This window comes from Bifidobacterium sp. VU/mBH4 (B4) (assembly GCF_058199535.1).
This window is the reverse complement of sequence record NZ_JBVPQJ010000007.1, coordinates 84,339-105,060: the sequence shown is the minus strand read 5'-3', so window position 1 is coordinate 105,060 and position 20,722 is coordinate 84,339. Positions and strand designations below refer to the sequence as shown.

Annotated in this window: 16 protein-coding genes, 1 other RNA gene and 2 pseudogenes; 14 read left to right on the top strand and 5 right to left on the bottom strand. The window is 63.7% G+C overall.

All coding sequences use genetic code 11. The annotated features are described in order from the left end of the window. Window positions 1-20: 20 nt before the first annotated feature. The gene (locus AC0AII_RS08240) at window positions 21-542 is read left to right on the top strand and encodes a MerR family transcriptional regulator (RefSeq protein WP_490446772.1); all 522 of its coding nucleotides are present in this window, start codon (window positions 21-23) and stop codon (window positions 540-542) included. 10 nt (window positions 543-552) lie between these two features. Here AC0AII_RS08240 and AC0AII_RS08235 read toward each other — a convergent pair whose 3' ends face one another. Continuing rightward, complete coding sequence (locus tag AC0AII_RS08235) at window positions 553-1,263, bottom strand: Fic family protein (RefSeq protein ID WP_490446771.1); 711 nt, start codon at window positions 1,261-1,263, stop codon at window positions 553-555. Between the two features lie 101 nt (window positions 1,264-1,364). Here AC0AII_RS08235 and AC0AII_RS08230 point away from each other — a divergent pair, with 101 nt between their 5' ends. The 8 genes from AC0AII_RS08230 (at window position 1,365) to AC0AII_RS08195 (ending at window position 10,017) form a co-directional block, all read left to right on the top strand. Beyond that, on the top strand, window positions 1,365-4,088 hold the full coding sequence (locus AC0AII_RS08230) for a DNA translocase FtsK (protein WP_490446770.1): 2,724 nt from the start codon (window positions 1,365-1,367) through the stop codon (window positions 4,086-4,088). A gap of 107 nt (window positions 4,089-4,195) precedes the next feature. After that, entirely contained in the window at window positions 4,196-4,801 is a 606-nt protein-coding gene (gene pgsA, locus AC0AII_RS08225; RefSeq protein ID WP_490446769.1) for a CDP-diacylglycerol--glycerol-3-phosphate 3-phosphatidyltransferase, read from the top strand. After that, window positions 4,798-5,367: a CinA family protein gene (locus AC0AII_RS08220; RefSeq protein ID WP_144085992.1), complete on the top strand. Its 570-nt coding sequence runs from the start codon at window positions 4,798-4,800 to the stop codon at window positions 5,365-5,367. The genes pgsA and AC0AII_RS08220 overlap by 4 nt, the downstream gene beginning before the upstream one ends. 166 nt (window positions 5,368-5,533) lie before the next feature. Continuing rightward, entirely contained in the window at window positions 5,534-6,052 is a 519-nt protein-coding gene (locus AC0AII_RS08215) for a helix-turn-helix domain-containing protein (RefSeq protein WP_372338668.1), read from the top strand. A gap of 145 nt (window positions 6,053-6,197) precedes the next feature. Then, on the top strand, window positions 6,198-6,431 hold the full coding sequence (locus AC0AII_RS08210; protein ID WP_024627845.1) for a DUF3046 domain-containing protein: 234 nt from the start codon (window positions 6,198-6,200) through the stop codon (window positions 6,429-6,431). A 228-nt stretch (window positions 6,432-6,659) separates the two neighbouring features. Beyond that, window positions 6,660-7,814, top strand: a complete 1,155-nt coding sequence (recA, locus tag AC0AII_RS08205; RefSeq protein WP_313839335.1) for a recombinase RecA — start codon at window positions 6,660-6,662, stop codon at window positions 7,812-7,814. 4 nt (window positions 7,815-7,818) lie between these two features. Next, window positions 7,819-8,733, top strand: a complete 915-nt coding sequence (locus AC0AII_RS08200) for a regulatory protein RecX (protein WP_490446768.1) — start codon at window positions 7,819-7,821, stop codon at window positions 8,731-8,733. A gap of 231 nt (window positions 8,734-8,964) precedes the next feature. Further along, window positions 8,965-10,017 carry a DNA-processing protein DprA gene (locus tag AC0AII_RS08195; protein ID WP_490446767.1) on the top strand — a complete coding sequence of 351 codons (1,053 nt, stop codon included), beginning with the start codon at window positions 8,965-8,967 and terminating at the stop codon, window positions 10,015-10,017. A 50-nt stretch (window positions 10,018-10,067) separates the two neighbouring features. On the opposite strand, the gene rnpB is transcribed toward AC0AII_RS08195, so the two are convergent. Further along, window positions 10,068-10,444: RNase P RNA component class A (gene rnpB, locus AC0AII_RS08190), an RNA gene on the bottom strand. A gap of 177 nt (window positions 10,445-10,621) precedes the next feature. Between rnpB and hpf the strand changes: the two genes are divergently transcribed. The 4 genes and pseudogenes from hpf (at window position 10,622) to trpD (ending at window position 15,835) form a co-directional block, all read left to right on the top strand. Continuing rightward, entirely contained in the window at window positions 10,622-11,305 is a 684-nt protein-coding gene (gene hpf / locus AC0AII_RS08185; protein WP_490446766.1) for a ribosome hibernation-promoting factor, HPF/YfiA family, read from the top strand. 238 nt (window positions 11,306-11,543) lie between these two features. After that, window positions 11,544-14,103: pseudogene (gene secA / locus AC0AII_RS08180) on the top strand (preprotein translocase subunit SecA); the annotation flags it as partial. A 206-nt stretch (window positions 14,104-14,309) separates the two neighbouring features. Next, window positions 14,310-14,504: pseudogene (locus tag AC0AII_RS08175) on the top strand (SEC-C metal-binding domain-containing protein); the annotation flags it as partial. A gap of 230 nt (window positions 14,505-14,734) precedes the next feature. Further along, window positions 14,735-15,835: an anthranilate phosphoribosyltransferase gene (gene trpD / locus AC0AII_RS08170; protein ID WP_198189457.1), complete on the top strand. Its 1,101-nt coding sequence runs from the start codon at window positions 14,735-14,737 to the stop codon at window positions 15,833-15,835. 96 nt (window positions 15,836-15,931) lie between these two features. On the opposite strand, the gene AC0AII_RS08165 is transcribed toward trpD, so the two are convergent. Beyond that, entirely contained in the window at window positions 15,932-16,477 is a 546-nt protein-coding gene (locus AC0AII_RS08165) for a hypothetical protein (protein ID WP_490446765.1), read from the bottom strand. A 48-nt stretch (window positions 16,478-16,525) separates the two neighbouring features. Here AC0AII_RS08165 and AC0AII_RS08160 point away from each other — a divergent pair, with 48 nt between their 5' ends. Then, window positions 16,526-17,224, top strand: a complete 699-nt coding sequence (locus AC0AII_RS08160) for a lysophospholipid acyltransferase family protein (RefSeq protein WP_101432207.1) — start codon at window positions 16,526-16,528, stop codon at window positions 17,222-17,224. Window positions 17,225-17,236: 12 nt separating this feature from the next. Here the strand turns inward: AC0AII_RS08160 and AC0AII_RS08155 are convergent, their stop codons facing one another. Together AC0AII_RS08155 and AC0AII_RS08150 are read right to left on the bottom strand one after the other, a co-directional pair. Further along, window positions 17,237-19,435 (bottom strand): protein kinase domain-containing protein, encoded by a 2,199-nt coding sequence (locus AC0AII_RS08155; RefSeq protein WP_490446764.1) that lies wholly within the window; start codon window positions 19,433-19,435, stop codon window positions 17,237-17,239. Continuing rightward, a complete protein-coding gene (locus AC0AII_RS08150; protein WP_490446763.1) occupies window positions 19,428-20,654 on the bottom strand; it encodes a polyprenyl synthetase family protein in 1,227 nt (408 codons plus the stop codon). Before AC0AII_RS08150 ends, AC0AII_RS08155 begins: the two co-directional genes overlap by 8 nt. Window positions 20,655-20,722 lie beyond the last annotated feature (68 nt).

Sequence of the window (20,722 nt, the reverse complement as noted above, 5' to 3'; positions counted from 1 at the left end):
AGTTCCTAAGCTGAACGGGTATGACCACCATCACGCAGCCCCAGGCTGAAACCCAGACCGACCAAACCCAGACCGCCCAGGGATCCGGGCCCTGGTACACCATCCGCCAGGCCTCGCTCATGTCGGGGATGCCGGAGACCACCCTGCGCTACTACGAGACCATCGGCATCATTCCGCCCATTGCCAGGGACCCCTCAAGCGGCCACCGCTGCTACAGCCAGGAGGATCTGGATCTGCTGGAGACCATCTCCTGCCTGAGCGCCACGGGCATGTCCCTGGAGCACATGCGGGAGTATCTGGGCAACCGTGCGGCGGGAGCCGAGGCCGCCGGACGGCAGATCGAGCTCCTGGCCGAGCAGGGACGGCGGCTGGACCAGCGGATGGCCGACCTGCGGGCGCGGAAGCGGTATGTGCAGCTCAAAATACGATACTGGGGGCGCGTCCGCGACCACGACCAGGCCGGGGCGGCAGAACTGATCAATCAGAGTGCCCGGATCATCGAGGCCGCCAAGCGCAGCGGCAACGAGCGGCTGCCAAGCTGAGGCTGCCAATTCAGTGGGCTGGGCCCTGGTCCCATCCGGCGATCAGAAATATTCGGGTTGGGTTGACCGGGCGGACCATGCCCGCAATCAGGGTCTGCAGGCCGTCGATGTCGCCCCGGAGCGCCCGCTGGAGGGCCCGGCGGTGGGCGGTCGGATTAGCCCGTCCCCAGTCCAGGTCCCATCCGGCATCGTGGGACAGGCGTGAGAGGAAGATGCGCAGGGTCATGCCGTCGCAGTCGGCGAAGGGGTGCAGGTAGGAGAGCTCGTCATAGTAATGGGCCAGGCGCTCCACGAAGACCGGACGGTCCAGGCTGGCCAGGTTGTGTTCGGCCGCCAGCTCCTGGCCGATGGCTGCCGCTCCCTGCTCCAGCATGGATGCCGGATACAGGCTGGCGTCGTCCTCCGGTTGGGGTCGGCGCAGCGCTCGCTCTTCCGGCAGGCCGGGAAGCAGTCGGCGATGGATGGCCTCCAGCTCCGCAAGATCGCCCTCGGTCGCCCAGGGTCGCTGACAGACCAGGATGGTCCGCAGAAAGAGGGCATCCGTCAGGGCAGCCGCCTTGGCCTCCAAGCGCCGGGCCTGGTCGGCCAGAACCTCGGCCTGCCTTCTGCCCGCCACAAAGTCGCTGGCCGCCTGAAGGGCCGAAGGGCCGGGCTGACGGTCATCCAGAAGCAGGTTGCGCAGGGCGAAGGCCACGGCGCTCTGACGTTCGGCTGGTGTCATGCCAACGATGCTAGCCCTGGCGGCCCACCGTCTGAAAGAGTTGTGCACACTGACCCGTCGGGCCCGACGCGGACCGGGGTTCTGGGTAGGCTGAAAGGGTTATGACACGTAAGCAGCAAGCAGACGCACGCGGTCGCGGCCGGACCGCAGCCAAGGACAGCCAAGACCCAGAACCCTTCTGGCACAAGGCCTTGCTGGCCCTGCCCCGGGGCCTGGGATCCCTGGTGCGTGCCGTGGTCGGCAAAAACGGCGACAACTCCGCCTACCGCAAGGACGGGCTCTGCTTCGTGCTGGTCATCCTGGCCGTGCTCTTCAGTGCCAGCGAATGGTTCCGCGTGAACGGCTTCCTGGGGCGGGGGCTGCATGCCCTGGCTGCGGGCGTTCTGGGGCTCTGCAGCATCATCCTGCCGGTGGTCCTGCTCTTTGCGGCCTTCCGGCTGGTCTGCTACACCGGGCGCGAGGCCGGCAACCTGCCTGTGGTGGGCGGTCTCATGGTGGTGCTCTGGTCGGTCTGCTCCATTCTGGACGTGCTCATGGCTTCGGACCATCGAGGCTTCGACATGAGGGCCATCAGCGGCTCAGGCGGCCTTCTGGGGTTCGTTCTGGGCTCGCCGCTGGCCTGGGGGCTGTCCAAGGTCTTCGCCGTCATCATCTTCGTCCTCGTGGGCATTTTCGGCCTCTTCATCACCTTCAGATTCCATATGAGCGACTTGGTTGCCTTGCTGCGCGGCAAGAGGACCCATGCCTCCGGCTCGGCTCCGGCGCAGACCGCTCCCAACGAGGTCAGGCTGGGGGATGACACCCTGCCTCTGGCCCCCGGCGTGCCCACCCACCAGGAATCGGACCAGGAGGATGCCAAGGATTCGGGCCGTGGCGGGGTGGCCGGCTGGTTCAGCCGCCTGCTGCATGGCCGCATCGGCAAGGACACGGACACCCATCTGGAGCGTTACGAGGCTGACGAGCCTTTCTCCCAGGCGGCCTCGCTGGAGGGGGCTGACCAGGGTGACCAGACGGCGCAGGCTGCCGAATCGGACCAGGTGTCCACGCAGAACATGCCCGCTGTAGAGGCCCCGGCCACCGCCGCCCTCCTGGATGCCAGGGAGCAGGGGCATCCCAAGGTGGATCCGGCCGCGCTGTCCGGCGTGGGAGCTTCGGACCCCTGGGCCGCTGCCGCAGCCGCAGCCGACACCGTGCAGATGGACGCCCAGCCCGCTCCGGCTGCAGGGAACCAGACGGCCGAAGCCCAGGCTGCCGGAACCCAGACTCCCGGTGCGTCAGGTTCCTCCGATGACCGCCAGGTGGACGAGAGCCGGCCCTATGTGCTGCCCAGCACGGACCTGCTGGTCAAGGGCAAGCCCCACGCGGTCAGGACCTCGGCCAACGACGCGGTCATCAAGGCCCTGCAATCGACCTTCCAGCAGTTCGACGTGGACGCCAAGGTGGTCGGCTTCCTGCGCGGGCCTTCGGTCACCCAGTACGAGGTGGAGCTGGGGCCGGGCGTCAAGGTGGAGAAGGTCACCAACCTTCAGCGCAACATTGCTTACGCGGTGGCCAGCTCGGACGTGCGCATCCTGTCGCCCATCCCTGGCAAGTCGGCCATCGGCATCGAAATTCCCAACGTGGACCGCGAGATCGTCCACCTGGGCGACGTGCTGCGCTCCGACAAGGCCCAGCAGGACGACAACCCCATGATGACCGCCGTGGGCAAGGACGTGGAGGGCCACTATGTGACCGCCGACCTGACCAAGATGCCCCACCTGCTGGTGGCCGGCGCCACGGGTTCGGGCAAGTCCAGCTTTATCAACTCCATGCTGGTTTCGCTGATCATGCGGGCCACGCCGGAACAGGTCCGCCTGATCATGGTGGACCCCAAGCGTGTGGAGCTGAGCGCCTACGCCGGCATCCCCCACCTGCTCACGCCCATCATCACCGAACCCAAGAAGGCCGCCCAGGCCCTGGAATGGGTGGTCAAGGAGATGGATGCCCGCTACGACGACCTGCAGTTCTTCGGATTCCGGCACATCAAGGACTTCAACAAGGCCGTGCGCGAGGGCAAGGTCCACGCCCCCGCCGGCTCCAACCGCAAGGTGGCCCCGTACCCCTACCTGGTCGTGGTGGTCGACGAGATGGCCGACCTGATGATGGTGGCCAAGAACGACGTGGAGAGCTCCATTCAGCGGATCACCCAGCTGGCGCGTGCCGCCGGCGTCCACCTGGTCCTGGCCACCCAGCGGCCCTCGGTGGATGTGGTCACCGGCCTGATCAAGGCCAACATTCCCTCCAGGCTGGCCTTCGCCACATCCTCCTCGACGGATTCCCGAGTCATTCTGGATGCCACCGGCGCCGAGACCCTGATCGGCCAGGGCGACGCCCTCTTCCTGCCCATGGGCCAGGCCAAGCCCACCCGCGTCCAGGGGGCCTGGGTCTCCGAGTCCGAGATCCGCAAGGCGGTGGATTATGTGCGCACCCAGCGCAAGCCCCATTACCGTGAGGACATCGAGCAGATGGCCGACAAGGCCGACCACAAGAACGAGATCCAGGAGGAGATCGGCGACGACATGGACGAGCTGCTCCAGGCGGCCGAGCTGGTGGTGACCACCCAGTTCGGATCCACCTCCATGCTCCAGCGCAAGCTGCGTGTAGGCTTCGCCAGGGCAGGGAGGCTGATGGACCTGCTGGAGTCGAGGGGAATCGTGGGGCCGTCGGAGGGTTCCAAGGCCCGCGAGGTGCTCATCCAGCCGCCGCAGCTGCAGCAGGCCCTGGCCTTCATCCGAGGCGACGCCTCCTCCATGGATCCCGCCCCGGATGAGCAAGCGCAGGGCTGAACATCGGCCCAAAAAGCTGGGCCTGGTCTACCGTTATGATGAAACTGCCGCCCGGCATCTCTTGTTGGACGGCCCGAGCGCACGAGTATCGCGTATAAGGAGTGGCAATGCAGGAGCATGCCGAGTCAGAGACCGGTCGTGAGAGGCGCAGGCTTCTCGAAGGATGGAATTCACCCCCAAACCTGGTCACCTACACCCGTATTCTCCTGGTCCTGGTCTTCATCGCCCTGGATCTGATGGCCGGTCCCTGGGGCGAACGCAGGCCTGGCATGCGCTGGACCGCGGCCGTGCTCTTCATCCTCGCCGCCTCGACCGACAAGCTGGACGGGTGGCTGGCCCGCCGGTACAACCAGGTGACCGAGCTGGGCAAGCTCATGGATCCCATTGCCGACAAGCTGCTGATATGCTCGGCGCTGATTGTGGCCTCCGTCTTCGGCGAGCTCTGGTGGTGGGTCACCGTGCTCTTCCTGGTCAGGGAACTGGGCATCACCCTGCTGCGGGTCCTGGTCATCAACAAGCAGGGCCGGGTCATCGCCGCCTCCCAGGCTGGCAAGTACAAGACCTTGTTTGAGTGCATCGGCCTGGGCATGCTCATGACGCCCCTGTCGACGGTCTGGCCCTGGTACCTGGTAGCCACCCGCGTGGTCATCCTGGTGGCCCTGGCCCTCTGCCTCTACTCGGGAGCGGAATACGTGATGGGGATGCGGCGATGATCGGCAAGAGCGTGCAGGGCCGTTGCGACGACCTGGCTGGACGGATCATCGATACCTGCCGTGATTCGGGCCTGTTCCTGGCCGCCGCCGAATCGCTGACCGGGGGGCTGCTGGCCGATGCTTTCGTCAGGATTCCCGGGGCCTCAGACGTTTTCCTTGGGTCGGCCGTCACCTACGACATCGCCGCCAAGGCCGCCATCCTCAAGGTGGACCAGGACCTGCTGGCCACCCAGGGTGCGGTCCATCCAAGGGTCGCCCAGGAGATGGCCGAGGGCACGGCCAGGCTCTACACTAGGCCGGGGCACGAGGACACGGTCATCGGCATGGCCACGACGGGCGTGGCCGGGCCGGGCCCTGACGGGGATGATCCTGCCGGGCTGGTCTACATCGGTCTGGCCCTGCCCGTCCGGGTGCTGGGTCGGCGTATCGAGACCGGCCTTCAATCCCACGCCTACCGGACCTATGCCTACGAGCTGCATCTGGACGGCGACCGGGAACAGGTGCGCCGGGGCACGGTCATGCGGATTCTGGACCAGCTGGATCGGGCCCTGCACTCGCGGGGCTGACGGCCTGATGCGGTGAGTCGCTTCCACTTACCGCTGTCGGACCTTGTGCATACGTGACCTTGGTCACAAAGCGGGCCTTTCGGGTTCCTCCCCTGGAATAATCCACCGGCTCGTCTGTTGGTCAGTGTGTAAGAAGTTGAACACGATAATGGCGAAAGGGGCTGCTATGGCCAGCACCGAGACCGTGATGACTCGAACCAACGATACCTATGATGTCAAGCCGGCCGCACCCGGAGTGGAGCGCAACGCGCGGGTTCGTGATCTGACCCCCGCCCAGCGTCGTGCCGTCGTCTTCGCCCAGCAGCAGGTGATCCGTGCCAAGGCCGCCAAGAAGGCCAAGGAGGAGCGCCAGGCCAACCTGAACAAGATGTGGATGGAGGAGGACGGCATGGAAGCCAGCCGTCAGCGGGCAGCCTCCAACAACGACGGCCGGGCCGTCACCCATACCGTCTCCCTGCGCGAGGCCCTGGGCCACGTGCTGCGCGAGCTGAGGACCAACGATCACAAGACCCTGCGTGAGGTCAGCGAGAAGGCCGGCGTGTCCCTGGGCTATCTGTCCGAGGTGGAACGCGGCCAGAAGGAGGCCAGCTCCGAACTGCTGAGCTCCATCGCCGACGCGCTGGGCCTGGGTGTGCCGCAGACCCTGCGGATGGTGGCGGACTACCTGGAGTCCACTCAGGAGTAAGCATGTCAGGTTCCGCCGGTTGAATCGGCGGACCGTTCTTGAGGGCGTCCGGTTCTGAGGAACCAGGCGCCCTCTTCTGCTGACTGTCGGTTGCTACCGTAGAAGGGGTGTGACAGGGTGGGTCTTGGACGAAAGGTGATGTCGGGTGCGTGAACGGGAATTCTGGCAGCTGCTGGAGGAGGTCTTCGGCCGGGTCTACGGACGCAGTCTGGCCCGTGACCAGAGGCTGACCGCCCTGGATGCCATGACCGTAATAGAGGCCCTGGATGCGGGTGTGGAGCCGCGCGTGGTCTGGAACGTGCTCTGCGATCAGATGGAGATTCCCGACTCCCGGCGCTGGGGGAAGGACCACAATGCGCCGCCCCTGCCGGCAGCCTGATCGGCGGGTTTTATCCTCCGCGAATTTATTGCCCATTCCAGGCGATTTTCGAACATTTGTTCGCATAGTCGGGTATACTGATACCCATGGTCCGGTGACCATCGGCACGTTTGACCACATCGGGCGCCGGGACCGCTGACAGGTTCCGACGGCGGATAGGCTGTCAATCGTGAGGTCGTCAATCAGGATGTCGTCATCGTGAGGTCGGTTACGAAGAAGGAGAGCCATATGGCACGTCAGAGCAACAGTGGCAAGGCGAAGAAGGAAGAGGAGGGCGGGATCGACCCCCGTCGCCAGGCAGCCTTGAACACGGCCCTCGCGCAGGTGGAGAAGAGCTTCGGCAAGGGTTCGGCCATGCGCCTGGGCGACAAGCCTGCCCAGGATGTGGAGGTCATTCCCACCGGGTCCTTGGCCTTGGACATGGCCCTGGGCATCGGCGGACTGCCCCGCGGCCGCATCGTCGAGATCTATGGTCCCGAATCCTCGGGCAAGACCACCCTGGCCCTGCACGCGGTGGCCAATGCACAGGCCGGCGGTGGAGTGGCCGCTTTCATCGATGCTGAGCACGCTCTGGATCCTGAGTACGCCAAGAAGCTGGGCGTGGACACGGACTCCCTGATCGTCTCCCAGCCGGACAACGGCGAGCAGGCGCTGGAGATCGCCGACATGCTGATCAGATCGGGCGCCCTGGATGTCATCGTCATCGACTCGGTGGCCGCCCTGGTGCCCAAGGCCGAGATCGAGGGCGATATGGGCGACAGCCACGTGGGTCTGCAGGCCAGGCTGATGAGCCAGGCCCTGCGCAAGATGACCGGTGCCCTGTCCCAGGCCAACACCACGGCCATCTTCATCAACCAGCTCAGGGAGAAGATCGGCGTCTTCTTCGGCAGCCCGGAGACCACCACCGGCGGCAAGGCCCTGAAGTTCTACGCCTCGGTCCGCTTGGACATCCGCCGTATCCAGACCCTGAAGAACGGCGACGAGGCGGTGGGCAACCGCACCAAGGTCAAGGTGGTCAAGAACAAGATGGCCCCGCCCTTCAAGGTGGCCGAATTCGACATTCTCTACGGGGAGGGCATCTCCAAGGAGGGTTCGGTTCTGGACATGGCTCTGCAGACCAACATCGTCAAGAAGTCGGGCTCCTGGTTCACCTACGAGGGCGATCAGCTGGGTCAGGGCAGGGAGAACGTCCGTCAGTTCCTCAAGGACAACCCCGGTCTGACCAAGGAGATCGAAGATAAGGTCAAGGTCGCCTTCGGCCTTATCCCTGCTCCTTCCGAGGACGACAAGGCCGATCAGGCTGATGCTGGCCAAGACAGCAAGGAAGACGACTCGGCTCCTGTCGACGTCAACACCACTGTGCCCACGGCCCAGGCTGCATGACCCTATGATCTCGGCCGAGGACTTTCTCAAGGAAAATCCTGTCCGACTGGCGCAGACCGGGGATCCTGCCGACTCTATCACAGAATCGGTGGATTCCCGGTCGGACCGGTTGCTGCCAGACTCTGCGGGTGCGCCTGCTCCAGCAGAGTCGGTGTCAGTCCTTGATCCTGCCCTTGAGCAGAAGGATGACAGCTTCAAGGAGGACAGCCGCCTGGTGCAGTCTCCTGTCCTCGGTCTGGGGCATGGCGCCCGATTCGGAGGCAGTCTGGAAGATACAGACAGTGCTGCCAATGCTGATATGGGTGACGAATCCCTGGCAGGTCGCCATTCTCGTGGTCACCGTTCTGCCCGTGGTTCCGATAGAAGAACCCGCCGCCGTGGCCGTCGCCCACGTGCCGGTGGCTTTGGTGGAGGTTCCGCGCCTGCAGCTCCGCGAGCAGATGCCGATGATGCGGATGCTTGCCGGGAGGCTGCTCTGACCCTTTTGGATGCGGCAGCGCGTTCAAGCGGGGCTCTGGCCCGTCGCCTGGTCGACAAGGGGTTTGATACGGACGTGGTCGATCAAGTGATCGACCGGCTGACCAAGCTGGGCCTGTTGGATGACCAGGCCTATGCCCAGGATCTTCTGCGTTCCTGTCTGCATCGCACCATGGGGGAGCGGGGCGTGCTCTCGGAGATGACCCGCAAGGGACTAGACCCAGGACTGGCTGCGCAGGTGGTGGCACAGGCCTCTCGTGAGGGACTCTTCGTCGACTCCGCCTACGAGCTCGGCCGCAAGGTGGCCCGGAAGACAGCGGGACTTGATCTTAAAGTGCGCAAACGGCGATTCTGGAGTGCTGGATCCCGCAAGGGCCATAGTCCTGGCCTCCTCAACCAGGTCGCAGCTGATCTTTTCGTCTCTGACGACCCTCTCGATTGAGGTGTCTCGTGGATGTATTGGTATTCACAATGAAAAAATGCACGGCAATATGCAGCTATGACTGTATCGCCGAGCTGCTCTAGCTGGATGCTTGCACCATTCGGAGCTCTTCAGTCGGCATAGGCGAATCATGAACCAAGACCTTGTGGTCTTGCTTTCACATAGAGCGGCTAGCCTGGATATAACGGGCTGCCGCGGTTGTTCAAGTCTGTCAGAAGGTGGAGGTGTCGGATGCTCGATAAGAGTGAACTTCTGCAGGAGAATGCAGCACTGGTCGCCCTGCTGAGAACCATCGACAAATCGCATGACACCTGGAGCTCCATCGCTGAAAAGGTTGTACGCCAGGGTAGCGCTATTCAAGTCTTTGAACATGAGCTTGACCCGCAGCATCATCGGCTGGATGACCCTGACGAAGATGACGAATATGACGACCGTGTTCAGACGGCCCTGTTGGGCGAGGATGACATACCCATTACCGCGCAACGTCGTGTGCAGCTCTTGCAGGCTCACAAAGAGGCCGAAGCCATGGTTCATGACTGGGACAAGCAGGGTTTGGATATGGTGTCGGTCCTCGATGAGCGGTATCCGTTGAGTCTGCTCGAGGTTGTCGATATGCCTCCGTTCCTGTTTTCCAAGGGTCGTTTCCTCAGCCCCGATCAACAGGATATGGGTGTCAGCGTGGTGGGTTCGCGCAATGCAGGACCGGAGGCTTTGCATTTCGCTTCTGATGTGGCAACGATGCTGGTGAGCAAAGGCCTGACCGTTATCGCCGGCTTGGCTTTGGGAGTGGATGCTGAAGCCCATCATCGTGCCCTGCAGGAGCATGGCCGTACGGTGGCTTTCATCGGTACGGGCATAGGGAAGTACTATCCCGCAAAAAATCGCCATCTGCAGGAGCTCATCGAGCATAACGGCCAAGTGTTTTCGCAGTTCTGGCCCTGGCAGGGGCCCACGAAGTGGACCTTTCCGGCGCGTAATGCCACCATGAGTGGCTATGGTATCGCTACGGTCATTGTTGAAGCCCATGAATATTCCGGCACCCGTGTTCAGGCTCGGCAGGCTCAGCATCATGGTCGGCCAATCATAATTCGCGATGCCGTCGTTGACCATACTGAATGGGGCAAGCGTCTGGTCGACAAGCCCAATGTTTACGTCGTATCCAATGTGGATGATGTGGCCAGGGCCATCAATTCGATACAAAGAGTCAACGGCGAGTTGCAAGATGCCATCAACGGTCTGGTTGCACAAGCGAGTGCCTATGCCAAACGTGTCTTACTGGTCTGACCATTGCTGACTTTTAATGATGGCAAGCATCAAAGCAGCTGAGGGAAAGAAAATGAGACCTCTCATATACCCCGGGTTCTGTCATCGACCGGATGATATCCGGACGACGGATGGCCATCCATCTCGACCTGACGTTGCCGCCAGGCTCTAGCGGCCTACCCGAAGGCGGGACGAGCAGCCCCTGAATGCCTTCTGCTTGGCCTTGCTCCCGATGAGGCTTGCCATGCGGTCGGCGTTACCGTCGACCCGGTGGTCTCTTACACCGCCGTTTCACCCTTGCCCGCCTTTGCCAGGCGAGCGGTCTGTTCTCTGTTGCGCTATCTCTCAGGTCGCCCTGGGCGGACGTTATCCGCCATCGTGCTCTGTGGAGCCCGGAAGTTCCTCAGCCCTTCCCAGGAGGAGGGGCCGCGGCCATCCGAGAGGTCTCGGGGATTCAGCATAGCGGAACTGAACGACCGGACCGGCGGTCATGATCCCGCTCTGGCCTCAAGCTCAATCAGTGAGTCAGCCCTGCTCTTCGGATACAATCGGAAGCACAGTCGATGGTGACCAAGTCCGCCATCGCACCAGCGGTTCGTCCGCTCACAAGTGCAAGGAGATTCCCATGGAGATCGTCATTACCGGTCGACATACCCAAATCAAGCAGCGGTTCCGCGATGTTGTGGACAGCAAGATGAATAGGGTGACGGCCATCGCCCCCGATGCCCAGCGCATCCAGGTCGTTCTGACACATGAAGGCAATCCCCGCCAGGCTGACAGCGCCAAGAGGGTGGAGCTCACGGTTCAGGCCGGCAAGACCGTGATCCGCGCCGAGGCCTCCAGCGCCGACGAGTTCAGCGCACTGGACATGGCCCTGGACAAGCTGACCCAGCGTCTGCGCCGGGTCCGCGACCGCCGCAAGGACCACCGCCGGGGACTTGAGCATCCGCCCCTGCCCGCCGACCTGCCCGTGGATGACCAGACAGGCGATGAGGGCGATCAGGGTGATCAGGGCCAGGAGTCCAACCCTGATAACAGCGCCCAAACCGCCGTGGCCTCGGACCTGGCTCCGGGCCAGTCGGTCGAGGTGCAGGTGGGCGACACCCCCATCGTCATCCGCCGCAAGCTGCACATCGCCGAGCCCATGAGCATCGACGAGGCCCTTTACGAGATGGAGCTGATCGGCCACGACTTCTTCCTCTTCGTCAACAAGGAGACCCAGCGGCCGTCGGTGGTCTATCGCCGGCACGGATGGAGCTACGGCGTCTTCGAGATCGATACGCCTGAGCATGTAGGCCAGAAGAAGTAACAGCAAAACGGATAGACGAGCGGATATTGAACTGTGGGGCGATTCCCCGGCGGCAAATTGGCCTGACCTCCGGAGAATCGCCCTTCTTCAATGCCCTGTCCGGCTGCCAAGGCCGCAGCCGGGTTTGCGGAACCATCGGTTTCGAGAAAATCGGTGCATTCGCGTAAGATAATCAAGGTCTGGGCCTACGTCAGCTGAGGGCGTGCGAAGGCCATAAAAGAACGGTAGGGAGCGCAACGTGGTAGCAGTCTTGGACAAGGTCCTCCGTATGGGCGAGGGTCGTCAGATTCGCAAGCTTCAGGGGGTGGCCAAGGCGACCAACGCCTTCGAGGATCAGATCTCGGCCATGAGCGATGAGGAGCTCAAGGCGCAGACGCCCAAGTTCAAGCAGCGACTGGAGAACGGCGAATCCCTCGATTCCCTGATGCCCGAAGCCTTCGCCACGGTCCGCGAGGTTTCCAAGCGCACCCTGGGCCAGCGGCACTTCGACGTCCAGCTGATGGGCGGCGCGGCCCTGCACTGGGGCAACATCGCCGAGATGAAGACCGGCGAGGGCAAGACCCTGGTGGCCACCCTGCCCAGCTATCTGAACGCCCTGGAGGGCAAGGGCGTGCACGTGGTCACGGTCAACGACTACCTGGCCTCCTACCAGAGCGAGCTCATGGGGCGCATCTTCCGCTTCCTGGGCATGAGCGTGGGCTGCATCATCACCGACCAGCGCCCCAACGAACGCCGCAAGCAGTACCAGGCGGACATCACCTACGGTACCAACAACGAATTCGGCTTCGACTACCTGCGCGACAACATGGCCTGGGACAAGGACGAGCTGGTTCAGCGCGGCCACCATTTCGCCATTGTGGACGAGGTGGATTCCATCCTGATCGACGAGGCACGAACTCCTCTGATCATCTCAGGACCCGCCGAGGGCGACGTGACCCGATGGTATCGGCAGTTCGCCAAGCTGGTTCCCAAGCTCACCAGGGATGAGGACTACGAGGTCGACGAGAAGAAGAAGGTCGTCGGCATCCTGGATCCGGGCATCACCAAGGTGGAGGACTACCTGGGCATCGACAACCTCTACGAGCCCGCCAACACCGCCCTGATCGGGTACCTGAACAACGCCATCAAGGCCAAGGAGCTCTTCCTGCGCGACCGTGACTACGTGGTCCAAAACGGCGAGGTCCTGATCGTGGACGAGCACACCGGCCGTCTGCTCAAGGGCCGCCGCTACAACGAGGGCCTCCACCAGGCCATCGAGGCCAAGGAGGGCGTGGAGGTCAAGGCCGAGAACCAGACCTTCGCCACCATCACCCTGCAGAACTACTTCCGCATGTACGACAAGCTGGCGGGCATGACCGGCACGGCCGAGACCGAGGCCGCCGAGTTCATGAACACCTACAAGCTGGGCGTGCTGCCCATCCCCACCAACAAGCCCATGATCCGCAAGGATCAGGACGATCTGATCTACCGTTCCAAGAAGGAGAAGCTGGCCGCCATCGTCCGGGACGTTGCCAAGCGGCATGCCAAGGGCCAGCCCATCCTGCTGGGCACTGCATCCGTGGAGTCCTCCGAGGTGGTCTCCTCCCTGCTGGACGTAGCCGGCATCGACCACCAGGTGCTCAACGCCAAGCAGCATGCGCGCGAGGCTGCTGTCGTAGCCGTGGCAGGGCGCAAGGGGGCCGTGACCGTGGCCACCAACATGGCCGGGCGCGGCACCGACATCATGCTGGGCGGCAACGTGGAGTTCCTCGCCGATCAGAAGCTCAAGGAGCAGGGCTACTCGCCCGACGACACCCCTGAGGAGTATGAGAAGCGCTGGCCCAAGATGCTGGATTCCGTCAAGGAACAGGTCAAGGATGAGCACGAGGAAGTCGTCAAGCTGGGCGGCCTCTACGTGCTGGGCACCGAACGGCACGAGTCCCGCCGCATCGACAACCAGCTGCGCGGTCGTTCCGGCCGTCAGGGCGACCCCGGTGAGTCCAGGTTCTACCTGAGCCTGGAAGATGACCTGATGCGCCTGTTCAACACCCAGCTGGTGGCTCGAATGATGTCCTCCACGAGCCTGCCCGAAGGTCAGCCCATAGGCACCAAGAGTGTCTCCAAGGGTGTGCGCAATGCACAGAAGTCTGTCGAATCCCGCAACTACGAGATCCGCAAGAACGTGCTCAAGTACGACGACGTGATGAACAAGCAGCGCCAGGTCATCTACGGCGAGCGTCAGGCCGTGCTCAAGGGCGAGGACATCCACCAGGACATCCTCCGCTTCATCCGCGAGACCGTGACTTCATACATCCGTGGGGCGCAGAACGGCTCGGACAAGCCTCAGGAATGGGATGCTGACGGGCTCTGGAAGGCGCTGGCCTCGGTCTATCCGATCAGTCTCGACCAGGATGAGACCATGGACTCCCTGGAGTCTCTGAAGGGTGACAAGGCCGTCAAGGCCCTGGCGGACAAGATCGTGAAGGACGCCGAGTCCATCTACCAGAAGCGCGAGGATGAACTGGGCGAGAAGGGCTCAAGGCAGCTGGAGCGCCAGGTGGTCCTCTCCGTCCTGGACAGCAAGTGGCGTGAGCACCTCTACGAGATGGACTACCTCAAGGACGGCATCGGCCTGCGCGGCATGGGTCAGCGCGACCCCCTGGTCGAGTACCAGCGCGAGGGCTACCAGATGTACAACTCCATGATCGACGCCATCAAGGAGCAGACCGTGCAGCTGCTCTTCAACGTGGACCTCAAGCAAATTGCCGCCAGCCAGGAGAACGAGCGGCGGGCCCGCGAAGAACGCGAAGAAAACGAGGCCAGCCAGTCCGAAGAGGTCAACTACCAGGCGCCTGAAGAGCCTGATGCCGAGGATGAGACCACCGACATTGACGAGACGGCCGAGGAGCGTGATGAAGATGCTCCGGCGGGCAGCGTCCAGGAGGACTCCGCCGAGGATGCCGATGACGCCCAGTCGGGTCTGAGCACGTCCGCCGAGGACTCGGAAGCACCCGACGCTTCGAGCCCGGCTCCGGTGGGGCCCGCGCCCATCAGCCATGCCGAGGGCAAGGTTCCTGCCAATAAGAGGCCCAAGGCCGTAGAGGACCACTCGCCCTGGGCCGATGGCCGCACCTTCCCGGGCACGCCTCGCAACGCGCCTTGCCCCTGCGGTTCTGGGCGCAAGTACAAGATGTGCCACGGTCAGAACGAGAAGAAATGACAGGTACGCGTAATCAGTAGCGGCTTTTGCAGATAGGGTTGCTGATCTGATTGACGGCCATCGCTCACCAGGGCGGTGGCCGTTTCCATATAGTGAATTGCCTTCTTTCATATATTGGTAGCAAAATGACCAAAATATGGGATGGCCTTGTGCAGGGGAGGGGCAGGGCAGTAAACCTAGAGCAAACAGCGGGGCATCCAGCCCCGCTTCTTCAAAGGAAAAGAGTCATCATGCGGCCACTTAGCTGGAAATCCGTCCTGAACTCCTTGGTGTCCGGTCGACACCTGAGCGCGGATGAGGCCGAGTGGTGCATGAACGACCTGATGGACGGGAATGCCGACCCGGTGCAGGTGGGCGCCGCCCTGTCCATGCAATCCACCCTGGGGCTGACCAGCCCGGAGGTCGAAGGGGCCGCCAAGGCCATGGTGGGCCATGCGGTGCCGCTGAAGGTCAGCGGTGATGTGACTGACATCGTCGGCACCGGCGGCGACGGGGCAGCGACGGTCAACCTGTCGACCATGGGCGCCATCGTAGCTGCAGCTGCGGGGGTCAGGATCGTCAAGCACGGCAACCGGGCCGCATCCAGCAAGAGCGGCACCGCCGACTGCCTGGAGCAGCTGGGCCTGCCCTTGGATCTGCCGCCGCAGGAGGTGGCTGCCATGGCTGACCGCTACGGCATCACCTTCGTCTTCGCCAAGACCTTCCACCCCGCCATGCGGTTTGCCGGACCTGTCCGCTCGTCGCTGGGCATCCCGACGGTCTTCAACCTCCTGGGACCCCTGACCAATCCGGTCAACCCCCGCTATGTGGCCATCGGATGCGCTCAGCGCCAGCTGAGCCCCATGCTGGCCCAGGTCTATGCCTCACGCGGCCAGGAGGGCATGGTCTACACCTCGGCCGAAGGCCTTGACGAGATGGCCCCGACCGGGCCAGTCTCCATCTGGGAGATCCACCAGGGCAAGGTGGAAGAACGCTCCTTCGACCCGACTCGTGAACTGGGCATCGACCCGGTGGATTTGGATGACCTGCGCGGTGGCGATCCCGCCTTCAACGCCAGTGTCGTCAGGGACTTCCTGGCTGGAAAGTCGGTTCCCTCCCGTTCCACGGCCCTGCTCAATGCGGCCTCGGCCATCGTGGCTGACGGCACGCAGATCGACGCCGGTCCCGAGGCTGATCTGAACGTGCGGTTTGCCCAGGCCTATCAACTGGCTACCGAGGTTGTGGATCAGGGCAGGGCCGCCGACCTGCTGGCAGCCTGGATCCATGGAGCCCAGGAAGCGCAGTCCCGCTGCCAGCAAGAGCATCGGACACGCCGTCCGGTCTTGGTGTAAGTTCGCGGCTGCCAAGCCTGTTCGGGCCTCGCTGGCTGATCTCTCTGCCAGCGAGGCCCGACTGTTTTGGAGGCTTGTATACGGCGGCACACGGCATCATCGCCGGTAGTGTCGTTGGTCGTCATCGAAGAGCCCGCTTGAATCGTCGCGGAAATTCTTCCGGTCGATGATCAGTCCTGCGATGCCTATCAGCAGGAGCAGTCCCGCCAGCAGGCCGGTCAAGCCGGACCAGCGGGGAAGGAAGATGGTCAGGAAGAAGCAGACCAGGCCCAGCACCGTCATGATCATGAAGGCCACCCGCCTTCCGCCCAAGTCGCTCAGGTCGGGGTTGGGCGGCACAAAGTTCGACGACCGGTCCATGACCTCGTCGGTGTCCAGCCAGCTGCTGCCTTGGAAATCGCGCGGTCCGGAGCCGCCGACGAAAGAGTCGCGCTTCAAGTCCTCGGCCCTCAGCGCCGCCTTCTTCTCGGACTTTCGAGCCTTCTTCTCGAATTCCTTGGCCGCCCTGGACGATTCCAGCGAACCCAGCTCGTCAGCATGCGAGTTCAGGAAGTCCGCCCACTCCTCGTCCCCCTGTGGGGAGCCGGTTCCCGCCTCGCTGTTATACTGTTTCCCGGCGTCGTTATGCTTGTGCTCGGTCATAGAACCATCGTAACCTCGGCCGCACGCATTCGCTACCAAGGAGTCTCTGTGCTGTACTGGTTCTTCGTCAAACTGCTCGGTCCGTTGGCGCGTACCTGGTTCAAACCGACCGTTGAGGGCACGGAGAACATTCCCAAGCAGGGGGCTGCCATCATCGCCTCCAACCATCTGGCCGTCATCGACGACGCCCTCCTGCCCATCACCTGCCCTAGGATGATCCACTTCATGGGCAAGGCCGAGTACTTCAACGGCAAGGGGATCAAGGGCAAGTTCAAAAAGTGGTGGTTCAGCTCGGTCGGGGTCTTCCCCGTGGACAGGTCAGGCGGCTCCAAGTCGCTGGGCGCCATGGAAACGGCTCGTTCCATCCTTGAGCACGGGCACATCTTCGGCATCCATCCGGAGGGCACGCGCAGCCCTGACGGTAGGCTTTACCGGGGGCACACCGGTGCGGCGCGGCTGGCCTTCGAGACCGGGACGACGGTGGTGCCGGCAGCCATCATCGGCACCAGGCAGCTTCAGGAGCCCGGCCATGTGATTCCGCATAAGGGCAGGACCAAGGTCATCTACGGCAAGCCCATCACCGTGCCCTGCGTTCCGGTCAACAGCCTCACCCACGAGGAGATCCGCAACCTGACTGACAGGATCATGCAGGAGATCCAGGAGATGAGCGGGCAACGCTACGTGGACGTGTATGCCCAGGTCATCAAGGCGCATGAAAACCATGAGAACAACCAGGAGCTGGACTGACTTCCCAGGGGTTCAGACCACGGTCAGGGTCACGACGGCCGGCGAGCCGTCATCGTTGAGCACCTTGACCTGGCTGCCGGGATTGGGATCCTGGATGCGCACCGTGTGGGTCAGATTGCCCAAGGGAGCGGAGATGTTGACCTTGAGCCCGTATCCCTCCAGAATCCGGGTGGCCTCGTCCTGGCTCTTGCCTTTCACGTCGGGCATGGTGATGGACTGCGGCCCCTTGGAGATCACCACGTTGACGGCGTCGCCCCAATGCAGCTGTTCCTGGGCCTGGTGGGAGGCGGAGATCACCTGGTTGCGCGGCACCTTGTCGGACCAGTCCTCGCTGTAGCTGACCTTGAGTCGCAGGGCTTCCAGGGCCGCCTGAGCCTCATCCCTGGCCTTGCCGACGATGTCGGGCATGGCCACGGGCATTCGACCCTTGGACAGGATCAGGCTGACCTTGGCATCGTGACGGGTCTTGGTCCCTGGGGCCGGATCCACTGAAATGGCCGCTCCTTCGGGGATGTTCATGGAGTATTGGTCCTTGGACGCGTCGTGGTCGATCCTGTCGAACCCGGCTGCCTTCAGAGCCTGCACCGGATCCTTGCCGTTGGATGTGTCCGGCGTGAGGATGTCCTTGGGCACCGTGGCCTGGCGCACCCCTTTGGAGACGGTCAATTTGAGCCTGCCGCCCCTCTTGCTGATATGGGCTCCGACAGTATCGGGATCCGCGGCCATGACGGCTCCCTTGGCCACCTGGTCGCTGAAGTCATAGGCCGTGTCGACCTCGATGCCGGTGACCTTGAGTGTACGGGCGTACTTGGCGAAGGCGGCACCGATGACCTTGCACTCCTGGTTTTCGGCGCAGGAGATGTCATCCGGCTTGGGCAGCGCGACATAGCTGCCCGGACCCAGGAAGTACCACCAGGCGCCACCGCCGCCTCCGGCCAGGGCCAGCACCAGCAGAACCGCCAACACAATGATCAAGCCGCGATGCCGGTGCTTGGGTTGAGCCGCTTCAGCGCCTTGCTGCATGGTCGTTGCATCGGCGGAAGATGCTGCCGGATCCTGAGGCTGCAGAACGGTCGTGGTCTCGGCTCGGGAGGGGGTGTCCACGTCGTTGAGCTGATAGCGTCTGGTCGCTGCGCCCGCATCGGTTTCTGGCGGGACGGGCACAGACAGAACCGTGTCCGAATTCTCCGGGTCTGTGGCCGCCTCCTCGGCGTCGTCGCTGGGTGCCGTAGCCGTCTGCCTTGGCGACCCGGTCACCTCAGGGTCGTGCCCAGCGGTTCCAGCGATGGCGGATTCGGGCTGTCCGCCGGCTGCGGCCGCTGCGGCCCCTGCGGGCAGCACATAGTCCATGGCCTGTCGGTCCAGTCCCTTGACCACCTTCCTCAGGCTCTCCAGGGCCTTGCCGGCGTCATCCGGGCGATGCTCGGGGGAGCGGTCGGTCAGTTCGGCAACCAGGGCGGCTACCGATGGGTCGATTCCCGGGCAGACCCTGGCCAGGGAGGGGACGTCCTCGTGGACGTGCTTGAAGACGATGGTCACCGGATTGTCGCTGGCGAAGGGGACCGTGCCGGTCAGCATCTCGTAGGCGATGATGCCCACGGCGTAGAGGTCGCTCTGGGGGGAGGCCTCGTTGTTCTCGATGGTCTCGGGGGCCAGGTAGGCGGCAGTGCCCATGAGCATGCCTGTCGAGGACAGGGTGGCCTGAGCGGCGGCGCGGGCCAGGCCGAAGTCGGTGATCTCCACGTGGCCGCGGTCGTTGATGAGGATGTTTTCCGGCTTGATGTCGCGGTGGATGACGCCGGCTCGGTGGGCGGAGGCCAGACCGTCCAGGATCTCGCCCACGATGCGCAGGGTCTCCTTCAGGGGATAGACGCCCTGCCGGGCCATGTCCCGCCGCAGGCTGATACCGTGGACATACTCCATGACCAGGTAATCCAGCCCCTGATCGACGCCCGTGTCGTAGACCTGGACGATGTGGGGGTTGGCGATGGCTGCCGCGGACCTGGCCTCCCGGCGGAAGCGCTCCTCGAACTGGGCCCTGTGCGGCCCCTGGGCCAGCATGGTGTGCATGATCTTGACCGCCACATGCCTGGACAGCCGCTGGTCCAAAGCCTCGTAGACCGTGGCCATGCCACCCTGCGCGATCTCACGCAGAATGCGGTAGCGCCCGTCGATGATCCGGTCGCTGGTCCTCTCGTCCGCTTCACTCATGCTCGTCTTGTCCGGCCCTCTGCACCTCGGAGGCCTGACCGGCCTCAGCATCAATGGAAGATACACGTTCATGATACCCGGCGGTGGTGGCAAGCGGCAGGAAGCGTCGGCAGGCCTTGAGGAATATGGTTCGGCCCCCTGTCGACAGATGCAGATGATCGGCCAGGGCCTGGGCTTGGGCCTGGGCCCGGACGGACAGGTCGGCCATGCGTTGGCGGCTGGCTTCTACGGCCCCGCAGGACTGCATCAGGTCGCGGACCATATTCACCTGGGTGTCGTTGCGGCCTTGGGAGGGGGAACCGTACAGTCGGCGGATTTCCTTGGCCTGATCAGGATCGGCCATGGCCAGGGTGTCGGCCAGGAGGACGGTCCGCTTGCCCTCGCGGATATCGCCACCCACAGGTTTGCCGGTGCGTCGGTCGTCGCCTGTCACATCCAGCAGATCATCCGCCAGCTGGTAGGCCAGCCCCAGGTCCAGGCCCAGGGCGCGCACCGATGCTTTATGCTCTTCCAGGTCTGCTCCAGCGGCCAGCAAACCCAGAGCCAGCGGGGCCAGGGTGGTGTAGGAGGCGGTCTTCCAGGCCATGGTGTGCAGGGCCTGGCGGCGCAGGCGTTCCGGATCGTCCAGACAGGCCTCCTCCATGCCCATGTCCAGGACCTGACCGGTGACCACAGCCGTCTGCATGGCTTGAAAGGCCCTGCCGATGGCCGCCCCCTGAGGCAGTTTGGCAGCCGCCTGGAGGGCCATGTCCGTGCTCAGCGAAGCCAGCAGGTCGCCAAGGAGGATGCCTAGGCCGGTGCCGCGGGCATCAGGTCTTGCGGGTGCCCGGCCGCTCGAACCGTTGCCGGCAGCCGACCGGCTCAGGGCCAGATGGGCGGCAGGGCGGCCCCGACGACGGGGGGAGCCGTCGATGATGTCGTCATGGACCAGCGCGCTGGTCTGATAGACCTCCAAGGCGCAGGCAAGATCCACTACCGCCTGTTCACGGTCAGGATGCTGCTCGGACTCCAGAGCCCGCCAGACGTCGCAGAGCAGCAGGGCGCGCAGGCGTTTGCCGCCGCGGCCAGCCTCGATTGCCTGGAGGATGACCTCCTGCAAAGCCTGCCGGGAGGGGTCTTGATCCAGGAGGGAGTCCGGTCCGGGCTCTGGAGCAATCAGGTGGTCGCAACGGCGCTGGAGCAGTTCCTCCATGCGCTGTTCGACCCGTGCTGCAGTCACGCTTTTCATGCCTTAGAGCCTATCCGCATATCTGCCCAGCGGACAGGCTGCCAGGACCATGGTGGATG